Origin of the sequence: Actinoplanes sp. NPDC049316, assembly GCF_040677315.1 — a bacterium.
In the GTDB taxonomy this organism is placed as follows: Bacteria; Actinomycetota; Actinomycetes; order Mycobacteriales; family Micromonosporaceae; genus Actinoplanes.
In genome coordinates this window covers 1-17585 of the sequence record NZ_JBFAQM010000022.1, presented here as the reverse complement: position 1 = coordinate 17585, position 17585 = coordinate 1, and the positions used below count along the sequence as shown (strand labels likewise).

Annotated in this window: 13 protein-coding genes; 9 read left to right on the top strand and 4 right to left on the bottom strand. The window is 72.2% G+C overall.

Annotated features, from left to right (window positions below; translation table 11 throughout):
• Positions 1-170: 170 nt before the first annotated feature.
• The 5 genes from AB0K03_RS27905 to AB0K03_RS27885 all read left to right on the top strand — a co-directional run bounded on the left by AB0K03_RS27905 (position 171) and on the right by AB0K03_RS27885 (position 6987).
• Entirely contained in the window at positions 171-2225 is a 2055-nt protein-coding gene (locus AB0K03_RS27905) for an EAL domain-containing protein (RefSeq protein WP_364690394.1), read from the top strand.
• A gap of 132 nt (positions 2226-2357) precedes the next feature.
• Entirely contained in the window at positions 2358-2657 is a 300-nt protein-coding gene (gatC, locus tag AB0K03_RS27900; RefSeq protein ID WP_364690391.1) for an Asp-tRNA(Asn)/Glu-tRNA(Gln) amidotransferase subunit GatC, read from the top strand.
• Between the two features lie 5 nt (positions 2658-2662).
• Entirely contained in the window at positions 2663-4138 is a 1476-nt protein-coding gene (gene gatA, locus AB0K03_RS27895) for an Asp-tRNA(Asn)/Glu-tRNA(Gln) amidotransferase subunit GatA (RefSeq protein ID WP_364690388.1), read from the top strand.
• 82 nt (positions 4139-4220) lie between these two features.
• The gene (gene gatB, locus AB0K03_RS27890) at positions 4221-5714 is read left to right on the top strand and encodes an Asp-tRNA(Asn)/Glu-tRNA(Gln) amidotransferase subunit GatB (protein ID WP_364690385.1); all 1494 of its coding nucleotides are present in this window, start codon (positions 4221-4223) and stop codon (positions 5712-5714) included.
• A gap of 535 nt (positions 5715-6249) precedes the next feature.
• Complete coding sequence (locus tag AB0K03_RS27885) at positions 6250-6987, top strand: anti-sigma factor antagonist (RefSeq protein ID WP_364690382.1); 738 nt, start codon at positions 6250-6252, stop codon at positions 6985-6987.
• 210 nt (positions 6988-7197) lie between these two features.
• On the opposite strand, the gene AB0K03_RS27880 is transcribed toward AB0K03_RS27885, so the two are convergent.
• The 3 genes from AB0K03_RS27880 to AB0K03_RS27870 all read right to left on the bottom strand — a co-directional run bounded on the left by AB0K03_RS27880 (position 7198) and on the right by AB0K03_RS27870 (position 11396).
• On the bottom strand, positions 7198-7887 hold the full coding sequence (locus AB0K03_RS27880; RefSeq protein ID WP_364690379.1) for a GAF and ANTAR domain-containing protein: 690 nt from the start codon (positions 7885-7887) through the stop codon (positions 7198-7200).
• A 617-nt stretch (positions 7888-8504) separates the two neighbouring features.
• Positions 8505-10163 (bottom strand): metallophosphoesterase, encoded by a 1659-nt coding sequence (locus AB0K03_RS27875; RefSeq protein ID WP_364690376.1) that lies wholly within the window; start codon positions 10161-10163, stop codon positions 8505-8507.
• A gap of 63 nt (positions 10164-10226) precedes the next feature.
• Positions 10227-11396 carry a PQQ-dependent sugar dehydrogenase gene (locus AB0K03_RS27870; RefSeq protein ID WP_364690373.1) on the bottom strand — a complete coding sequence of 390 codons (1170 nt, stop codon included), beginning with the start codon at positions 11394-11396 and terminating at the stop codon, positions 10227-10229.
• 105 nt (positions 11397-11501) lie between these two features.
• On the opposite strand from AB0K03_RS27870, the gene AB0K03_RS27865 reads away from it, so the two are divergent.
• A complete protein-coding gene (locus AB0K03_RS27865) occupies positions 11502-12428 on the top strand; it encodes a 2-hydroxyacid dehydrogenase (protein WP_364690371.1) in 927 nt (308 codons plus the stop codon).
• A 1-nt stretch (position 12429) separates the two neighbouring features.
• Here AB0K03_RS27865 and AB0K03_RS27860 read toward each other — a convergent pair whose 3' ends face one another.
• Positions 12430-12819, bottom strand: coding sequence for a PH domain-containing protein (locus tag AB0K03_RS27860; RefSeq protein WP_364690368.1), 390 nt, complete (start codon positions 12817-12819; stop codon positions 12430-12432).
• A 56-nt stretch (positions 12820-12875) separates the two neighbouring features.
• Here AB0K03_RS27860 and AB0K03_RS27855 point away from each other — a divergent pair, with 56 nt between their 5' ends.
• The 3 genes from AB0K03_RS27855 to AB0K03_RS27845 all read left to right on the top strand — a co-directional run bounded on the left by AB0K03_RS27855 (position 12876) and on the right by AB0K03_RS27845 (position 17402).
• Positions 12876-13961 carry an exo-alpha-sialidase gene (locus AB0K03_RS27855; RefSeq protein WP_364690366.1) on the top strand — a complete coding sequence of 362 codons (1086 nt, stop codon included), beginning with the start codon at positions 12876-12878 and terminating at the stop codon, positions 13959-13961.
• Positions 13961-14236: a MoaD/ThiS family protein gene (locus AB0K03_RS27850; RefSeq protein WP_364690363.1), complete on the top strand. Its 276-nt coding sequence runs from the start codon at positions 13961-13963 to the stop codon at positions 14234-14236. The genes AB0K03_RS27855 and AB0K03_RS27850 overlap by 1 nt, the downstream gene beginning before the upstream one ends.
• 544 nt (positions 14237-14780) lie before the next feature.
• Positions 14781-17402 carry an EAL domain-containing protein gene (locus AB0K03_RS27845; protein WP_364690360.1) on the top strand — a complete coding sequence of 874 codons (2622 nt, stop codon included), beginning with the start codon at positions 14781-14783 and terminating at the stop codon, positions 17400-17402.
• Positions 17403-17585 lie beyond the last annotated feature (183 nt).

The window sequence follows — 17585 nt, the reverse complement described above, 5'->3', positions numbered from 1 at the left end:
GCGCCGAAGCGGCTCGGAGCCTTCATCGCGCCCCAACGGGTGAACTTTCCACTGATCCAGGTTCTCCGACTTATGGCAATTTGATAACACCGAGTCTGTTTCGCGTAGTTTTTTCTATGTGGATCTATGGTGAGGAGGACTCGGCCGGTCAATGCCTTCCTGGAGGTCGCATGGGTGCCGCACAGCAGCGCAGCTCCATGCCGGGTGGGCGGCAATCCGTTGTTGCGCGGCGCGGGGCGTTCGCTGCCGTCGGGGGCGCCGTGGCCGTGGATGCCGTGCTGTGGGCCCTCTTTCCCGGGCGGTTCGCCGAGTTGCCGACGGCTTTCTGGGTGATGGCTGTCCTGGCCCTCGCGGTCGACGGACGGCCCTATGTGGTCGCCAACCGGCGGGCCAGTTCCGTGATCCTGCCGTCGATCTGCTTCACGTTCGGCATCGTGCTCGCCTGGGGGTTCGTGCCGGCGCTGGCCGTACAGCTCGCCGCGATGGCCGTCGCGGGGGTGCGGATGGGGCAGTCCGCGAAGCGGGCGCTGCACCTTGCCGCACAGCATGCTTTCGCGCTGGCCTCGGCCGCTCTCGTGGCCGGACTGGCCGGGCTGCGGATCGGACGGGAGCCGGACTGGGACGAGGCGCTGCTCATGATCGCGGCCGCCGTCGCGTGGATCTGCGGGCGGTACGGGCTGGATGCCGTGACTTCCCGGTTGCTGGCCGGCGGCCGGAAGCCGAAGCGGCCCGAGCGGTGGGGACTGGAATGGTTCGCCACCGCCTCGCTGCTGCTGCTCGGGCCCATTGTGCTCGCCGCGGCGCAGGTAGGGCTCGCGCTCGTACCCCTGGTGTTGCTTGCCTTGCACGCCGTGCATCGGATGGTTCGGTCGGCAGGGGAGTACGACCGCGCCGCCCGGGTCGATTCGCTGACCGGGTTGCCGAACCGGCGGGCGTTGCAGACGTCGGTCGCCGAGCGGGGCGCGGGGCGGGGGTCGCATCGGCCCGAGCGGCGGCTCGCGCTGCTGCTACTGGATCTCGACCGGTTCCGTACGGTCAATGACGCGCTCGGGCACGCCCACGGTGACCGGCTGCTCATCCAGGTGGCCCAGCGCCTGGCTGCCGCCGTACCCCCGCATGATCTTGTCGTCCGGCTCGGGGGTGACGAGTTCGCCGTGCTGGCCACCCGGGTCGACGGGCCGGCCGCGGCCCGGCGGATCGCCACCCACCTGGCCGACGCGCTGGGGGCGCCCTTCGCGGTCGACGGGCTGCCCATCGACGTGAGCGCGTCGATCGGGATCGCCCTGCAATCCGAGCGCGGGACCGACGGCGCGGCGCTGCTGCGGCAGGCCGAGGCCGCCATGTACGACGCGAAGCAGCGCGGAGCCCAGGTCGCCGTCTACGCGCGCGACGCCGACCACCACACGCCCGATCTGACGCTGCTCGCCGACCTGCGCCGATCGCTGCAGCAGGAGCCCGCCGAAGGGCTGATGCTCTACTACCAGCCGCAGATCGCCATCGCGACCGGCGAGGTCGTCGGTGTGGAAGCCCTGCTGCGGTGGCGGCATCCCGGCCGCGGCATGGTCGGGCCCGAGGAGCTGCTGCGCGTCGTCGAGCAGACGCCCGTCATGCGCCTGCTGACCAGCCGGGTCCTGGCCGAGGTGATCTCACAGCTGGCCGTCTGGCGGCGCGACGGCCGGACCGTCCGGGCGTCCGTCAACGTCAGCGTGCGCGACCTGCACGCGACCGGCATCGTGGAGGAGATCCACAATCTGCTTCTCCGGTACGCCGTCCCGGCCGGACAGCTCCAGCTGGAGATCACCGAGAGCGCACTGATGGCCGACCCGCACCGGGTGCTGGACACGATCACCCGGCTGGACCGGATGGGCGTGGCGATCTCCCTCGACGACTTCGGGACCGGCTATTCGTCGCTGCAGCACCTGCGGCGGCTTCCGCTCGCCGAGGTCAAGATCGACCGATCGTTCGTGCTCGGGATGGCGGCCGACCGGGGCGACGCGGCGATCGTACGGTCGGTCATCGCGCTCGCCGACTCCCTCGGGCTGCGGGTCGTGGCCGAGGGAGTGGAGGACGAGCGGACGTGGAAGCTGCTCGGGGCGGACGGCTGCCACGCTGCTCAGGGGTGGTTCCACGCGCGGCCGATGCCGGCGGCCGACTTCGCCGGATGGCTGGCGCGCTACCGCCCGCTGCGCCCGGGACGGGAGCCGGGCGCCCTCGCGGCCACCTGATCAGGGCTGGTGCTCGGGCGGCGAGCGCCGCCTGAACGGGTTATCCACAGGTTGGGGAGCCGCCCGACAAACCCCTCGCCGAGCTGAATAGACTCTCCGGGTCAGCATCACCGACCGACACCAGGGGGCACGATGGCCGCCATCTCCCGCGAAGAGGTCGCGCATCTCGCGCGCCTGTCGCGGCTCGCCGTGACCGACGAGGAGCTGGACAGGTTCGCCGGTCAGCTCGATGTCATCCTGCAGTCGGTCGCCCGGATCGGTGACGTGGCCGCCGACGACATCCCGCCCACCTCGCACTCCGTGCCGCTGACCAACGTCTACCGCGACGATGTCGTGCAGCCCTGCCTCCAGCAGGACGAGGTTCTCGCCGGCGCCCCCGACGCCGCCGAGGGTCGTTTCCGCGTACCGCGCATCCTGGACGAGGAGGAGTGAGCGCCGTGAGTGACGTCACCAGGATGACGGCGGCGCAGATCGCCGGCCTCATCGCCGCAGGGGAGACCTCCGCCGTCGAGGTCGCCACCGCCCACCTCGACCGGATCGCCGCCGTCGACGACCGCGTGCACGCGTTCCTGCACGTCGACCGGGAGGGTGCGCTCGCGGCCGCCGCCGACGTGGACGCCCGCCGTTCGCGGGGCGAGGAGCTCGGGCCGCTGGCCGGAGTGCCCGTCGCGGTCAAGGACGTGATCGCGACCCGCGGCGTGCCGACCACCGCCGCCTCGAAGATCCTCGAGGGCTGGAAGCCGCCGTATGACGCGACGCTCGTCGAGCGGCTGCGCGGCGCCGGCACCGTCATGCTCGGCAAGACGAACATGGACGAGTTCGCGATGGGCTCCTCCACCGAGTATTCGGCGTACGGGCCCACGAACAACCCGTGGGACCTCGGGCGCATCCCCGGCGGCTCCGGCGGCGGCAGTGCCGCTTCGCTGGCGGCGTACGAGGCTCCGCTGGCGATCGGCACCGACACCGGCGGCTCGATCCGTCAGCCCGGCGCGGTCACCGGCACCGTCGGCGCGAAGCCCACGTACGGTGGCACGTCCCGCTACGGGCTCATCGCCTTCTCGTCCTCGCTGGACACCCCGGGTCCCTGTGCCCGTACGGTCGAGGACGCCGCCCTGCTGCACGCCGTGATCGGCGGGCACGACCCACGCGACTCCACCTCGATCCCGCAGCCGGTCCCGGACGTCGTGGCCGCCGCCCGGCTGGGCGCCACCGGCGACCTGACCGGTGTGAAGCTCGGCATCGTCAAGGAGTTCGCGGGCGAGGGCGCTGAGCCCGGGGTCGCCGCCGCCTTCCGCGAGTCGGTCGAGGCGCTGGTCAAGCTGGGCGCCGAGGTCGTCGAGGTGTCCTGCCCCCACTTCGAGTACGCCCTGCCGGCCTACTACCTGATCGCGCCCAGCGAGGCATCGTCCAACCTGGCCCGCTTCGACGGCGTGCGCTACGGCCTGCGCTCCGGCGACGACGGCAAGCGCTCGCTCGAGGAAGTCATGTCGCTGACCCGCGACGAGGGCTTCGGCCCCGAGGTGAAGCGGCGCATCATCCTCGGCACGTACGCGCTCTCCAGCGGCTACTACGACGCGTACTACGGCCAGGCGCAGAAGGTGCGCACCCTGATCACGCGGGACTTCACCTCGGCGTTCGAGCGGGTCGACGTGCTGATCTCGCCGACCACGCCGTTCGTGGCGTTCCCGTTCGGGTCGCGCACCTCGGACCCGTACCAGATGTACCTCGCCGACCTCTACACGATCCCCACCAACCTGTACGGCGGCCCGGCGATCTCGGTGCCGTGCGGGCTGTCCGATGGTCTGCCGGTCGGCTTCCAGATCATGGCGCCGACGATGGCGGACGACCGCATGTACCGGGTGGCCGCGGCCCTCGAGTCCGCGGTCGGCACGCTGACCCCGCCGGAGCTGTAGAACCACCGCCGCGCTCCCGGCGCCCGGCCAGGAGCGCGGCGAACCCCACCAGGCTTGCCATGTCCGGATTTGGAGTGACCGCATGAGTACGACCGTGCTGCCCTCGTACGAGGACGCGACCGCCCGCTACGAGCCGGTGATCGGCCTGGAGACGCACGTCGAGCTCGGTACGAACACGAAGATGTTCTGCGGCTGCCCGACGGAGTTCGGCGCGGAGCCCAACACCCAGGTGTGCCCCGTCTGCCTGGGCCTGCCGGGCGCGCTGCCGGTCGCCAACCGGGCCGGCATCGAGGCGACGATCCGCATCGGGCTCGCGCTCAACTGCGACATCGCCGAGTGGTGCCGGATGGCGCGGAAGAACTACTTCTACCCGGACATGCCGAAGAACTTCCAGACCTCGCAGTACGACGAGCCGCTGTGCACCGACGGCTACGTCGACGTCGAGGTCGACGGTGAGACCGTGCGCATCGGCATCGAGCGGGTCCACCTCGAGGAGGACACCGGCAAGACGCTGCACGTCGGCGGCGCGACCGGGCGCATCCACGGCGCGACCGAGTCGCTCGTGGACTACAACCGCGCCGGGATCCCGCTCGTTGAGATCGTCACCAAGCCGGTGCCGGGGATCGGCGCCAAGGCCCCCGAGGTCGCCCGCGCGTACGTGACGGAGCTGCGCGACATCATCCGCTCCCTCGGCGTCTCCGACGTGCGCATGGAGCAGGGCTCGCTGCGGTGCGACGTGAACACCTCGCTCAACCGGCCGGGCGAGGAGTGGGGGACGCGTACCGAGACCAAGAACGTCAACTCGCTGCGGTCCGTCGAGCGCGCCGTACGCTCCGAGATCATCCGCCAGGCGTCCGTGCTCGACGCCGGCGGCCGGATCACCCAGGAGACCCGGCACTTCCACGAGGACACCGGCGACACCCGCCCGGGCCGTTCCAAGGAGACCGCGACCGACTACCGCTACTTCCCGGAGCCCGACCTCGTCCCGATCGCGCCGGACCCGGCCTGGGTCGCCGAGCTCAAGGCGAACCTCCCGGAGCGGCCCAGCGTCAAGCGCGCCCGCCTGCGCGAGGATTGGGGCATCAGCGAGCTCGACATGCAGTCGGTCGCCAATGCCGGCGCGGTCGAGCTGATCGAGGAGACCATCGCCGCTGGTGCCGCCCCTGCCGGCGCACGCAAGTGGTGGATGGGCGAGCTGGCCCGCCGCGCCAACGAGACCGGCGTCGAGCTCGCCGAGGTCGGCGCCACCCCGGCGCAGGTCGCGCAGCTGCAGGCCCTGGTCGACGAGGGCAAGCTGAACGACAAGCTCGCCCGTACTGTCCTCGAGGGTGTCGTCGCCGGCGAAGGCGACCCGGCCCAGGTCATGACCGCCCGCGGCCTCGAGGTCGTCTCCGACACCGGCGCCCTGCAGGCCGCGGTTGACGAGGCCATCGCCGCCAACCCCGACATCGCCGCCAAGATTCGCGACGGCAAGGTCGCCGCGGCCGGCGCCCTCGTCGGCGCGGTCATGAAGACGACCCGCGGCCAGGCGGACGCCAAGACCGTCCGCGACCTGATCCTTTCCCGCCTGAGCTGACCTTCACCAACCCCGAAGATCCAAGTACGGCCGCAGCAAAGCGGGACGGCACACGCCCATCGGCCCGTGCCGTCCCGGCCTGCGCACGTCACCCTCCGGGCGTGAGCACCGCGAGACCGGCCAACGACCACGGTCGGTGAACGGTCGGGCGGTGCGCTGCCTGATCCGCTCGGCGCCACGACCGCGAGACGTCACCCGTGCGGCCTCCAGCCGTGCGGGTCGCGGGCGTGCGGGGTCGCGGCCGCGAAAGAGCGCGTTCGCCTGGAGGTGCGGCCGCACGGGAAGCGGTCGTGCGGGGGATCCCGCCGTGCGGGGATCTGGCTGTGCGGGGATCTGGCTGTGCGGAATCGGGGCGTTGCGGGTTCGGCCGTGCGATACCCGGGCCTTGCGGGAACCCCGGGTCCTGCGGTCGGGTGGCGTGTCCCACGGTCGGGGGTTTGATGGCGGCAGTGCCGGTGTTGCCGTAGCGTGGGTGTCGGCGAGCCGTGCCTTCAATGAGCAGGGAACCGGTTCACCGCTCGACGCAGGGACCGGTATGGACACCACTGCGAAGCACGCTGTCGCTGACCAATTCGCTGATGAGACCGCTGTCGCCAGGGATTGGCTTCAGGTCGAGGTTGTCGCCCGTGCGGGGACGCCCGCCACGCTCCTTCGCCTGACCGGAGAGCTCGACGCGACGACCGCGCCGGAGCTTCGTTCCGTTGTCGACGAGGTGTTGCGGGGGCCGGCTCACCGAACCGTGGAGATCGATACGGGCGGCCTCGGGTTCCTTGATTCCTCGGGGATTCGCTGCCTGCTGGTCTGCCGGAAGAAGGCGGAGGCAGCGGGCGGCCGGCTGGTTCTGGTCGATCCGAGCCCGTGCGTCCGCCAGGTCCTGGAAGTCACCGGGCTGCTCGACCTCTTCGCCGTCCCACCACGCCTTCAGCCGCCGCCGACGATTCCCGGCCCTCGATCCGAGGCGCTGCCCGACCGAACCCACCCGTTCCCCAGCCACCAGACACCGGACACGGCAAGTGATCGGGCGCCTCGCACGATCCGCGATCGCATGCCGACCGCGGCGGGCGACCGGAGCCCGGCGGCGAGCGGGCGCCCGGGGCACGCCCCGCAGCCGGCGGACCACCTGATCCGGCAGTCGGTTGCCCTGCGGGAAATGGCTCGCGAGACCCGGCAGCGCGCGGAGGCCATGCGTGCGGACGATGCGCAGCGCCGGTCGCGCATAAGGAACCGTCCGGCGCAGGAAGACGAGGCCGGCGCATCCGACCAGCCGGCATGACCAGCCCCACCAGGCTCCGCGCTATGCGCGACAAGGGCCGGCCCGGCCTGCGGGGGCCGGCCAAACCCGCCTGGCCAGTGATCCGCAAGGCCTGCCTCGCCGGACCGGCTGCAGAACCTCAGCCGGACCCGGCAACCCCGCATGGCGAGCCATCCCGGCGGGTCGCCGGTGGCCGGCGTCATGAGAGTGACCGCTGTGGCCTGACTGGTTTCACGGCCTGCGGGGGTCGTTCAACTCGCCGGTCTCGACGAGGTTCCGCGCGACCTCGACCAGTTTGACGTTCGCGTGCTGGCTGACGCGTACCAGCAGCTGGAACGCCCGATCGTCGGTTATCTTGTGGCGTTCCATCAGGATGCCCTTGGCCTGCCCGATCAGGTCGCGCACGGAGATGGCGCGGGTGAGGTCCTGTTCGCGCCGGGCGCCGACCATGGCGACCGCCGCGTGCGAGGCGAACAGCAGGCCGACGTGCTCCGATTCGTCGTCGAAGGCGCTGGTCAGGCCCGAGTACAGGTTGAGCGCGCCGAGGTTGTCGCCTTCGACGTACAGCTGGAATGACAGCATGCTGCGGATGCCTTCGGTCAGCGCGCGGCGGCTGAAGTCCGGCCAGCGGGTTTCTTCCGCCATGTCGGGCAGGCGGACCGTCTGCTGCTCGTAGGTGGCGTCCAGGCACGGGCCCTGCCGGGTCTCGTACTGCGCGCGGTCGACCCGGCGCACGACCTCGTCGGTGGCCGCGGGGGTTTGGATGTGCCGGCGGCCCTTGACGACCATCACGCCGGCGTGGCCGGCGCCGGGCACCGTCTGCACCGCGGCGGTCACGATGCCGTCCAGCGTGTCCTGCATGCCGTCCTGCTGCTGCAGGGAGCGCGCCATGTCGCTGAGCTGCGCCGCCAGGTCGTTCATGCTCGCGGTTCCGCCGTACTCTCTCGACGGCTGTCCCTGAGCGCCACCCCGGCGGAAACTCGAGTTCGCCCACTCGGCCATGTGCGGCCCCCCGGGGGAGTTCTGACGGCTCCGGACGGACCTATCATGCCGCCCGGAGCCTTGGCTGGCACAGCGTCGCGAGCACTGTTCCAACCCGTGGCGGTATGCCCGCTACCGGGGCAGGCATGCGTGAACGCGGCGGGAGCGCGACATTCTCGCCGGCGCGCCGGGGGTGGCTCGGACGAGCCGGTGAGCGGAATCCGGCCGCCCGGGCGGCGCGAGGAGGCCGGCGGCGACGAGCGTCGTGGTCAGCACAGCCCGAAACGGACTGCGCCGGCTCCGTGAGCCGGCTGCCTGAAGGGGCGGCGTGAACGGGCTTCCTGAGCCCGCTTCCTGAGCCTGCTTCCTGAGCCCGCTTCCTGAGCCTGCTTCCTGAGCCTGCTTCCTGAGCCTGCTTCCTGAGCTGGCTGCCTGAAGCGGGCTGTCTGGGCGGCAGGCCGGCCCGGATGCCGGCGGCACTCAGGCCGGGACGGCAGGTGCCGGCCGGTGTGCCAGGGGACGTTGCTGTGGCCGTACCTGAGAAAAGCCGGAACCGGTCAGCTTCGCCGGACCGCCGGGGTGACGCCGTTGAAGACCGACGGGTCGGTCGTGGGTGCCGGCTTCTCCGCGCCGACCACGTTGCGCTGCATCTCGACGTTGGACTGACCGGTGCCGCCGAGCTGGATGTCGTCGTACGCCTTGAGGTTCTGGTTCTCGTCGAAGTAGAGGACCGACAGCTGCAACGGCGTCGGTTCCTCCTTCTCCAGGCCGCGGAGTCCCGCTCCGCCCGTGGAGCCCTCCACGAGCAGGCGCGTCTCCAGCGGGGTCTGCGCGGGGGTGCCGGACGGTGTGGGGGTGGGCGCCGGCGAGGCGCCGTCGGTGGGTGGGGCCGGGGCGGGGAGGATGCTGACCTCGCGTTTGTGGGTGTGGCCCGCGAGGACCAGGGGGACCACCCCGGACAGCGGCGGAGCCATCGCCGGGTCGTGGACGAGCGCGACCCCCACCTTCCGGTCCGATCCGCGGATCGTGGCGGCGAGCTGTCCGCCGCTGCTCAGCAGGGGAGTGGTGCCGGGGTCGTCCGCGTTGGCGGCGGGCGGGGTTTCGCTCTTGTCCGGAGTGAATTCCGGGTCGCCGATGCCCGCGATGGTCACGCCGCTCACCGTGGTCATGGTGTTGTCGAGGACGATCGCGTTGCGCTGGCGGGCGACCGCGGCCTGGATGGCGGAGGAGTCGTGGTTGCCGCGCACATAGATGTACGGGACGCCGAGCTGCCCGATGGTGTTGACGTACGTGGTCTCCGCGCTGCTTCCCCAGTCGACGATGTCCCCGGTGTCCACGATCGCGTCGATGTCCCAGGACTTGACCACTGTCTTGATGACGTTCCACGACGCGGGGTTCAGGTGCAGGTCCGAGACGTGCAGGATGCGGGTGGTGTTGCCGGCGGGCTGGACCGGCAGAGCGGAGACGGTGGTGTAGATGCGGCTGACGTTGCTGACCAGCTCGGCGAGCTGGTCGGCGTAGCGGCCGTAGTTGTCCGCGATCCGGCGGGCGTCGCCGACCACGGCCGGCGCGTTGACCAGCAGGCCCTCGTAGCGTGGCTCGCTGATCGAGCCGGGTCGGATCGTCCCCGCCGCCAGGCCCAGGCTCCCGCCGGTGACCGCCAGCGCGATCAGGCCTGCCGAGGCCACCCGGCGGACGTTGCGGAAGATCAGCGCGGACAGCAGCAGGGCGCAGGCGATGGCCGCCCCGAGCGCGCGCAGGCTGAGCTGCAGGACGCCCTTGGTGACGTCGTCGACGGCGGACTGACCGGCCGCGCTGATCGCCGTCGGGTCGTCGATCAGCGCCTCCGTACGCTGTTGGTCCAGCGAGCCGAGGTTGACCTTGAGGTGGATGGGGCCGTCGTGGCTGTCGAGGTGCAGCGAGCCCAGCGGCGGGATGTCCACCTCCGTGCCGCCCTCGACGGACGGGCTGATCGACATCTCGGCGCGGAACGGCCCCACGGGGATTTCCGACTGCGCGAGCAGCATCGTGCCGACGACGACGCCGGTGAGGCTCACCAACAGCACGGCCGCCCAGATGCGAAGGCGATGCGCCCAGTGATGGCGCCAGGCGCGAGCCACAGGGCCGCCTGCCCGGCGCACCGCGCGAAGCGCCCGGCGCACGGCGTGCAGTGCCTGGCGCACCGTGTGCAGCGCCGATGAAAGTCTGTTGTTCATGGTCAACGGCTCACCTGCCCCCGTGCGCCGGTCCTCAAACGGTTGCGTCGGTCAAGTCCCTGCTCAGCTGCGGCCTGCTCCTCCGTCCGAGAACACCAGCCGGATGATCCGGTCGTCGTCCGGGCCCGGCTCGCCGCCGTCCTCCTGGTTGGAGGTGCTCACCCACAGCGAGCCGTCCGGGGCCGCCGTCACCGCGCGCAACCGGCCGTATTCGCCGGTCAGCAGCTCGTGGGGCCGGCCGATCAGCGTGCCGTTGCCCGTCACGTCGACGATCCACAGCCGCTGCCCGCCGGGGCAGGCGGTCGCGATCATGCGTTCCAGCACGGCCACGCCCGAACAGTTGGAGTCCTCCGCCGGCCAGGTCACCAGCGGATTCGCGAACTTGGCGTCGGTGCCGGCACCCTCGACCGTGGGCCAGCCGTAGTTCTTGCCCTTCGCGATGACGTTCAGCTCGCCGCTGGTGCGCTGGTCGGACTCGCTCGCGTACAGGCGTTTTCCGGCGTCCCAGGCGAATCCCTGCACGTTGCGGTGACCGGAGGACCAGACGCGCGAATTCTTCACGGGATTGCCGGGCGCGGGATTGCCCGCGGCGGTGATCCGCAGGATCTTCCCGCCGAGACTCTTGGGGTTCTGCGCCTGAGAGCCGCCGGTGGAGCCGTCGCCGGTGGACACGTAGAGCTGCCCGTCCGGCCCGAACTTGAGCTGGCCGCCGTTGTCGTTGCGCGACCGCGGGATGCCGGTCAGGATCGGCTGTGGCTTGCCCTTGAGCTTCAGCTTCGCGACCCGGTTGTCCTTGTCCGTGGAGTAGTAGACGTAGACGGTCTGGTCGGTCGTGTACTTCGGTGAGACCGCGATGCCCAGCAGGCCGCCGTCGCCGCCCGCGGAGACCTCGGAGAGCCGCTGCACCTCGGTGACCTTGAGGCCTTCGGCGTCCGACTCCGGGCCGACCTTGAGGATGCGAGCCGTGTCGCGCTCGGTGACCAGCGCGGACCCGTCGGGCAGGAACGCCATCCCCCACGGGACCTCGAGGCCCGTGGCGAGCACGGTGGCCGCCACCTCCCGCTCGCCGCCGTCCCCGGCGCCGGCCGAGGCCGACGGCGTGGGCAGGTTCGGCGGAGCGCCGGCCACGTCGGGGTCCGGCGGGCCGAAGCTGCACGCGGCGGTCAGGGACAGCACGGCACCGAGCGTCACCGCACCGGCGCGGGTGCCGCGCTTGATCACACCGTTCGTCACCACACCAGGGTAGCCGCGGCTTTCCGGCGGCCTTCGGTTGTCCACAGGACCGTCCGGCTGCCGCTTCATGTCGCGGTCCGGGCGGGACATGGCTAGGTTGGGCGGGTGTTGGTCTGGATCGCCCACGAGGAGGGCCGGGCGCTGCTCGGCGAGGTGCCGGCCGGCGTCGAGGTCGAGGTCTGCGCGGACGCGGCGAGCTGGCCGTCCGACCCGGCGAAGGTCGACTTCTGGGTGCCGCCCTTCCTCGCGACCGTACGCGCAGCCGAGCAGTTGCAGCACTTCACGGGCGTGAAGGTGGTGCAGCTGCTCTCCGCGGGCGCGGACGCCTGGGTGGGTCTGGCGCCGCCCGGCGTCCAGCTGTGCGACGCCCGCGGGGTGCACGACAAGCCCGTGGCCGAGTGGGTGCTCGGCGCCGCGATCGGCGCGTTCCGGCAGTTCCCGGCATTCGTACGCGCACAGCAACGCGAGGAATGGGCGACGAAGGAGTACACGCCGACCCAGGAGCTCACCGGCAGACGGGTGCTGATCGTCGGCGCGGGTTCGATCGGCCGTGCCATCGAGGAGCACATGGCGCCCTTCGGGGTCACGGTGACCCGGGTGGCGCGTACGGCCCGTCCCCGCGAGGACGTGCACGGGGTCGACGCGCTGCCGGAGCTGCTGCCGCGGGCGGAGGTGGTGGTGCTCGTCGTACCGCTGACGGAGCAGACCCGTGGCATGGTCGACGCCACCTTCCTCGCCGCGATGCCGGACGGCGCGCTGCTGGTCAACGCCGCGCGAGGGCCCGTGGTGAACACCGGCGCCCTGGTGGCGGAGCTGGCGACCGGCCGCATCTCGGCCGCTCTGGACGTCACCGAGCCGGAGCCGCTACCGCCGGGCCACCCGCTCTGGGGCCTGCCGAACGTGTTCCTCACCCCGCACACCGCCGGATCCGTCGCCGGGCTGCTGCCGCGGGCGTACGGGCTGGCCGGCGACCAGGTGCGGCGGTTTGCGGCCGGCGAGCCGCTGATCAACCAGGTGTCGGACGGCTACTGAGTCACTCCGCCTCGGGCGGGGTGCCGACCTCCTGGCCGCCCGCCGCCAGCACGGCCGGCAGGTTGCCCGTGGTCACGCCGGTCAGCCGCAGCGCCCGACCGTCGTTGAGCAGGGCCGAGATCCGGTTGCGCGGGTCCGGGGCGAGCTCGACCACCCGCGACCACGGCACGAAGGTCGAGCCGATGAGGGCCCGCACCCGCAGGCCGTCCGGATGCACGTCCGTGCCGGCGCGCCAGGCCCAGATCAGAACGGCCATCGGGATCAGCAGGAGCGGGGCCAGCTGCCAGCGCGCGCCCGCGAAGGGCGTGCTGCCCACGAGCGCGATCAAGGCGGCGACGACGAGGGCGCCGGACTTGCGGACGCGCAGGACGGGTCGACTCACGAGCGTCATCCTCCCACCCGTCCGACCGACGATTTTTGTCGGACCCGGCGCGGATACTGCTCCCCATGACACACATGCTCGCCATCGGCACCCAGAAAGGCCTGTTCCTGGCCACCAGTGACGACGACCGGCGGAGCTGGCGAGTCAGCTCCGCGCACTTCCCCGGCCATGCGATCTACTCCGTCGCCTTCGACAGCCGCGGGCCGGTCCCGCGCGTGCTCGCCGGGGTCGACAGCTCCCACTTCGGGCCCAGCGTGCTCATCAGCGATGATCTCGGCGAGACCTGGCAGGAGCCGGAGGCCGCGCCGCTGGCCTTCCCGGCCGGCACGGACGCCGCGGTCGAGCGGGTGTGGCAGATCGCGCCCGCCGGCCCCCTCGAGCCCGGCGTCGTGTACGCGGGCACCCAGCCCTCGGCCCTGTGGCGCTCGCGCGACGGCGGCCGGACCTATGAGTTGATCCGCGCCCTGTGGGACCACCCGCACCGGCCCGAGTGGGGCGCCGGCTACGGCGGCCAGGCGATCCACACGATCCTGCCGCACCCGGCCGACCCCGACCGCATCCTCGTGGCCATGTCAGCCGGCGGCGTCTACCGCACGGCCGACGGCGGGCAGACCTGGGCGCCCGCCAACCGCGGCATCAAGGCGTATTTCCTGCCGGACCCCTGGCCGGAGTTCGGTCAGTGCGTGCACAAGGTCGCCCGGGATGCCGCCGACCCCGACCGCTACTACGCGCAGAACCACCACGGGGTCTACCGCTCGGACGACGGCGGCGACTCGTGGGAGTCGATCGCCGCCGACCTGCCGTCCGACTTCGGCTTCCCGATGGCCGCGCACCCGTCGCGCGGCGGCACGATCTGGAACTTCCCCCTGGTCAGCGATGGCGAACGGCGGCCCGTCGACCTGCTGTGCCGGGTCTTCCGCTCGAACGACGCCGGCGAGACGTGGCAGCCGTTGCACAAGGGCCTGCCCGACGACCCGTATTACCCGGTCGTGCTGCGCGACGCGCTGTGCACGGACGACGCCGCGACCGCCGGGGTCTACTTCGGCACCCGCGCCGGAGAGGTGTTCGCCAGCGCCGACGAAGGGGAGAGCTGGTCCACGGTGGCCGCTCACCTGCCCGACGTGCTCTGCGTACGGGCGGCCGGCGTCTGATGCCGACAGTGCTGGTCCCCGGGGTGCTCCGCACGGAAGCCGGCGGGGCTTCGCGCCTGGAGGTGTCCGCTGACGGCTCGCTGCGCGCCGTGCTGGACGAGCTGGGGGAGCGCTGGCCTCTGCTCGCGCGGCGGATCCGCGACGAGAGCGGTGCCCTGCGCCGCTACGTCAACGTGTACGTGGACGGTGAGGACTGCCGCCGGTCCGGAGGGCTGGACACGCCGGTCCCGGCGATCGCGGAGATCCACGTGCTTCCCTCGGTGGCAGGGGGGTGATCTATGCGGCCCGATCGGGAGCGGGCCGTCCATAGCCGACTTTCCGCACGTGCGAAGGATGACGACCCGCACGTAACCTGTCCGGGGGACAGTCGTTACCCGGTGTGGGAGCAGCGTCCCCTGCGCCGCTCCCGGCCTCGCGCGCCGCAGGGTGACGTGCGAGGGCCGTTTCCGGCCTCCGTGCGCCGCCGTATGGCGGCCGAGGGCCGCTGATGGCCTCGCGCGCCGTCGCATGACGCGCGACGGTCGCTTGGTGGCCTCCGTGCGCGGCCGTGTGGCGTGCGGCGGTTGCTGACGGCCTCCGCGCGCCGGGAGAGTGGCACGCGAGAGCCGCGAGACCGAGCCGAACGACGCGCAACACAACCTGAAACCGGAGACGCGAACCGAGAGACGCGAGCCGACAGACCGCAACCGGCGGCCAGGACCGCGAGCCGCGGGGTCGAGAGGCCGCCGAGAAGCGGACCGCGACCCCGGCAAGCGGCGAAGAACCGCTGGAAGCGGAACACCAGACAACCCCAACAACGTCCGTGAGGATCCCGCCGACGTGGCAGTGCCGCCCCCCGCACGCCTCGCCACCCGGGTCAGCGCCCGAGTGGTATTCCTTGTCGCCCCCGTGATCGGGGCGCTCGTCCTCCTCGCCGGAGTCGCCGGCCTGATGCCGCCGCTCGTCTCGCTGGCGGCCGGCACCGGTGTCGCGGTGGTCTTCGCCACGGTCGTGCTGTGGCGGACCGCGCTGGCCATCCATCACGCCGAGGCCGCCTTCGCCGCGTGCCGGGGCGCCGGGCTGATCGGCGTGGCGTCGCTGTTCGCGGGCGTGACCTGCGGTGTCCTGCTGCTCGATCCGCCGGCCGCCGGCGTGTGGGCGGCGTTGGGTGTGAGCGCGACGGCCGTCTTCTTCGTGGCCGGGACCATGCTCCTGCCGGGGGCGGCCACTTCGGTCGCGGTGCGGTTGCGGCGGGCGTTCGACGGGCTGGGGCTCGGCATCAGCCTGGGATTCGCGGCGTACCTGGTGACGCCGATGCACCGGGTCCCGTACACCGCGCTGGCGAGCACGCTGGTCGCCGCGGCGGGGATCTCGATCGTCACCGTCATCGTGCTGCGGGCGCGGCTGCACCGGCCGGCCGCCCTGCGCTGCGGGTTCGGCGCGATCATCGTTCTGCTGGCCCTCTGCGCCGTCGTCAGCGTCGTGCTCTCCGGCGTCACCGGCCGGCTCGCCCCGGCGCTCGGCCTGCTCATCGTCGCCGGGCTGACGCTGGCCGCGGAGGGCGGGTCGCGGCGCAACCTGCCCGCGGACCTGAAGCCCAAGGAGCCGGACCACTACCTGTCGAGCTACCCGTTGCTCGCCGTACCGGCCGGTGTCGGCGTGGTCGCCGCGCTGATCCACCTGATCGTCGTCGGGTCGTTCAACACCACCGCCATCGCGCTGGGCATCTCCATGGTGGCCGTGCTGACGATGCGTGAGCTGCTGGTCGTGAGCGACATCCGGCGGTACACCGCGCAGCTGCGTACCAAGGAGGCGCACTTCCGGTCGCTGGTCGCCGGCGCCACCGATCTCACGCTGGTGCTGGACGAACGGCTGACCATCCGGTGGCAGTCACCGGCCGCGGCGCGGTTGTTCGGGCTGGCCGAGTCGGAGGTCGTGGGCCGTACGTTCCTCGAGCTGATCCATCCCGAGGACGTTCCCGACGCGCGGGCCGGGCTGGAGGCGCTGATCGGCGGCGAGCACGCCGACGGGCCGCCCGCCCTGATCACCGCGCGGCTGCGCGACGGCGACGGGATCTGGCGCGACACCGAGTCCACGGTGGCCGATCAGCGCTCGGTGCCCGAGGTGGCCGCGCTGGTGGTGCACGTACGCGACGTCGGCGAGCGCCGGCACCTCGAACGCACCCTGCACCGCCTTTCCTACACCGACCAGCTCACCGGCCTGGCCAACCGCCGCGCCCTGATGCGCGACCTGCTGGAGTTCCGCCGCCGCGCCGGTCAGCAGGGCACCCTGCTCGTCATCGACCTGCACGGGCTCGCCGAGATCAACGACAGCCGCGGCCGGGAGACCGGCGACGCGGTCCTCATCGAGGTCGGCCGGCGCATCCGCAGCCTGCTCGCCGCCGACGACGTGCCGGCCCGGCTGGGCGGCGACGAGTTCGCGGTGCTCACCCCGGACGGGGCTGTGCTCGCGTACGCGCTGGCCACCCGCATCGTGACCGCGCTGATGGAGCCGTACGAGCTGCCCGGCATGATCGTCGAGCTGCACACGAGCGTCGGGCTGGCCGAGCTCGCCGGCGGCAAGGACTCCGAGGAGGTCCTGCGCCACGCCGACCTGGCCCGCAGCCGCGCCCGGCAGCTCGGCAGGGACCGCGTCGAGTGGTACGACACGGACGTCGAGATCCAGCTGCACCGCCGCATGGACCTCGAACGCGAGATTCTCGGCGCGGCCGAGCGCGGCGAGCTCGACCTGGTCTTCCAGCCGGTCGTCTCGCTGCGCGACGCCCAGCCCGTCGGCGTCGAGGCGCTGCTGCGCTGGCGCCACCCGAAGCTCGGCACGGTCCTCCCGGCCGAGCTCCTCCCGATCGCCCGCGCCGTCGGCTGCGCCGCGGAACTCGACGAATGGGTCCTGGACGCGGCCTGCCACCGGCTCGCGAGCTGGTCCGCCGGCGGCAGCGACTTCTGGCTCTCCGTGAACGTCGCCCCGCGCGAGCTGCTCACGGCCCGCTTCCCGGAACGCGTCGCGGAGATCCTCGCCCGCCACGACATCGAACCGGAACGCCTCGTGGTCGAGGTGCAGGAGACCTGGATCGCCGAGGATCTGCCGGCGATCGTGGCGTCCCTGACCGGCCTGCGCAAACTCGGCGTCCGCGCCGCCCTCGACGACTTCGGCGCCGGCCAGGCGTCCCTCGCCCACCTGCGCCGCCTCCCGGTCGACATGCTCAAACTCGACCAGGCTCTGATCAACCAGCCGGCCGAGACCGGCACCACCCCCGCGGTGATTGACGTCGTGGTCAGCCTCGGCCGCCGCCTCGGCCTCGAGATCGTCGCCAAGGGCCTCGAATCGCAGGAACAGGTCGACCGCGCCCGCCAGGCGGGCTGCCACTACGGCCAGGGCTTCGTACTGGCCCGGCCCGCTCCCGCGGAGCGCATGGAGGCCTACCTCGAAAGCCACCGGTCGTAGACATTTCGACGGTACGGACCCAGCAGGTGCCCGCCCCCACGGACGAACCCAGGCGCGGCGCAAGCCGGCCGAGCGGCCGCCGGGCTGAGGTGCGGTGGCCGGGCTGGGGTGCGGTGGCCGGGCTGGGGTGCGGTGGCCGGGCTGGGGTGCGGTGGCCGGGCTGGGGTGCGGTGGCCGGGCTGG

What these genes read in the sequence shown, in the direction of transcription:
- AB0K03_RS27885 (WP_364690382.1), top strand. Translation starts at nt 6,250, where the DNA reads ATGGACACCACTGCGAAGCACGCTGTCGCTGACCAATTCGCTGATGAG.
- AB0K03_RS27875 (WP_364690376.1), bottom strand. Translation starts at nt 10,163, where the DNA reads ATGAACAACAGACTTTCATCGGCGCTGCACACGGTGCGCCAGGCACTG.
- AB0K03_RS27860 (WP_364690368.1), bottom strand. Translation starts at nt 12,819, where the DNA reads ATGACGCTCGTGAGTCGACCCGTCCTGCGCGTCCGCAAGTCCGGCGCC.
- gatB (WP_364690385.1), top strand. Translation starts at nt 4,221, where the DNA reads ATGAGTACGACCGTGCTGCCCTCGTACGAGGACGCGACCGCCCGCTAC.
- AB0K03_RS27850 (WP_364690363.1), top strand. Translation starts at nt 13,961, where the DNA reads ATGCCGACAGTGCTGGTCCCCGGGGTGCTCCGCACGGAAGCCGGCGGG.
- AB0K03_RS27855 (WP_364690366.1), top strand. Translation starts at nt 12,876, where the DNA reads ATGACACACATGCTCGCCATCGGCACCCAGAAAGGCCTGTTCCTGGCC.
- AB0K03_RS27905 (WP_364690394.1), top strand. Translation starts at nt 171, where the DNA reads ATGGGTGCCGCACAGCAGCGCAGCTCCATGCCGGGTGGGCGGCAATCC.
- gatC (WP_364690391.1), top strand. Translation starts at nt 2,358, where the DNA reads ATGGCCGCCATCTCCCGCGAAGAGGTCGCGCATCTCGCGCGCCTGTCG.
- AB0K03_RS27880 (WP_364690379.1), bottom strand. Translation starts at nt 7,887, where the DNA reads ATGAACGACCTGGCGGCGCAGCTCAGCGACATGGCGCGCTCCCTGCAG.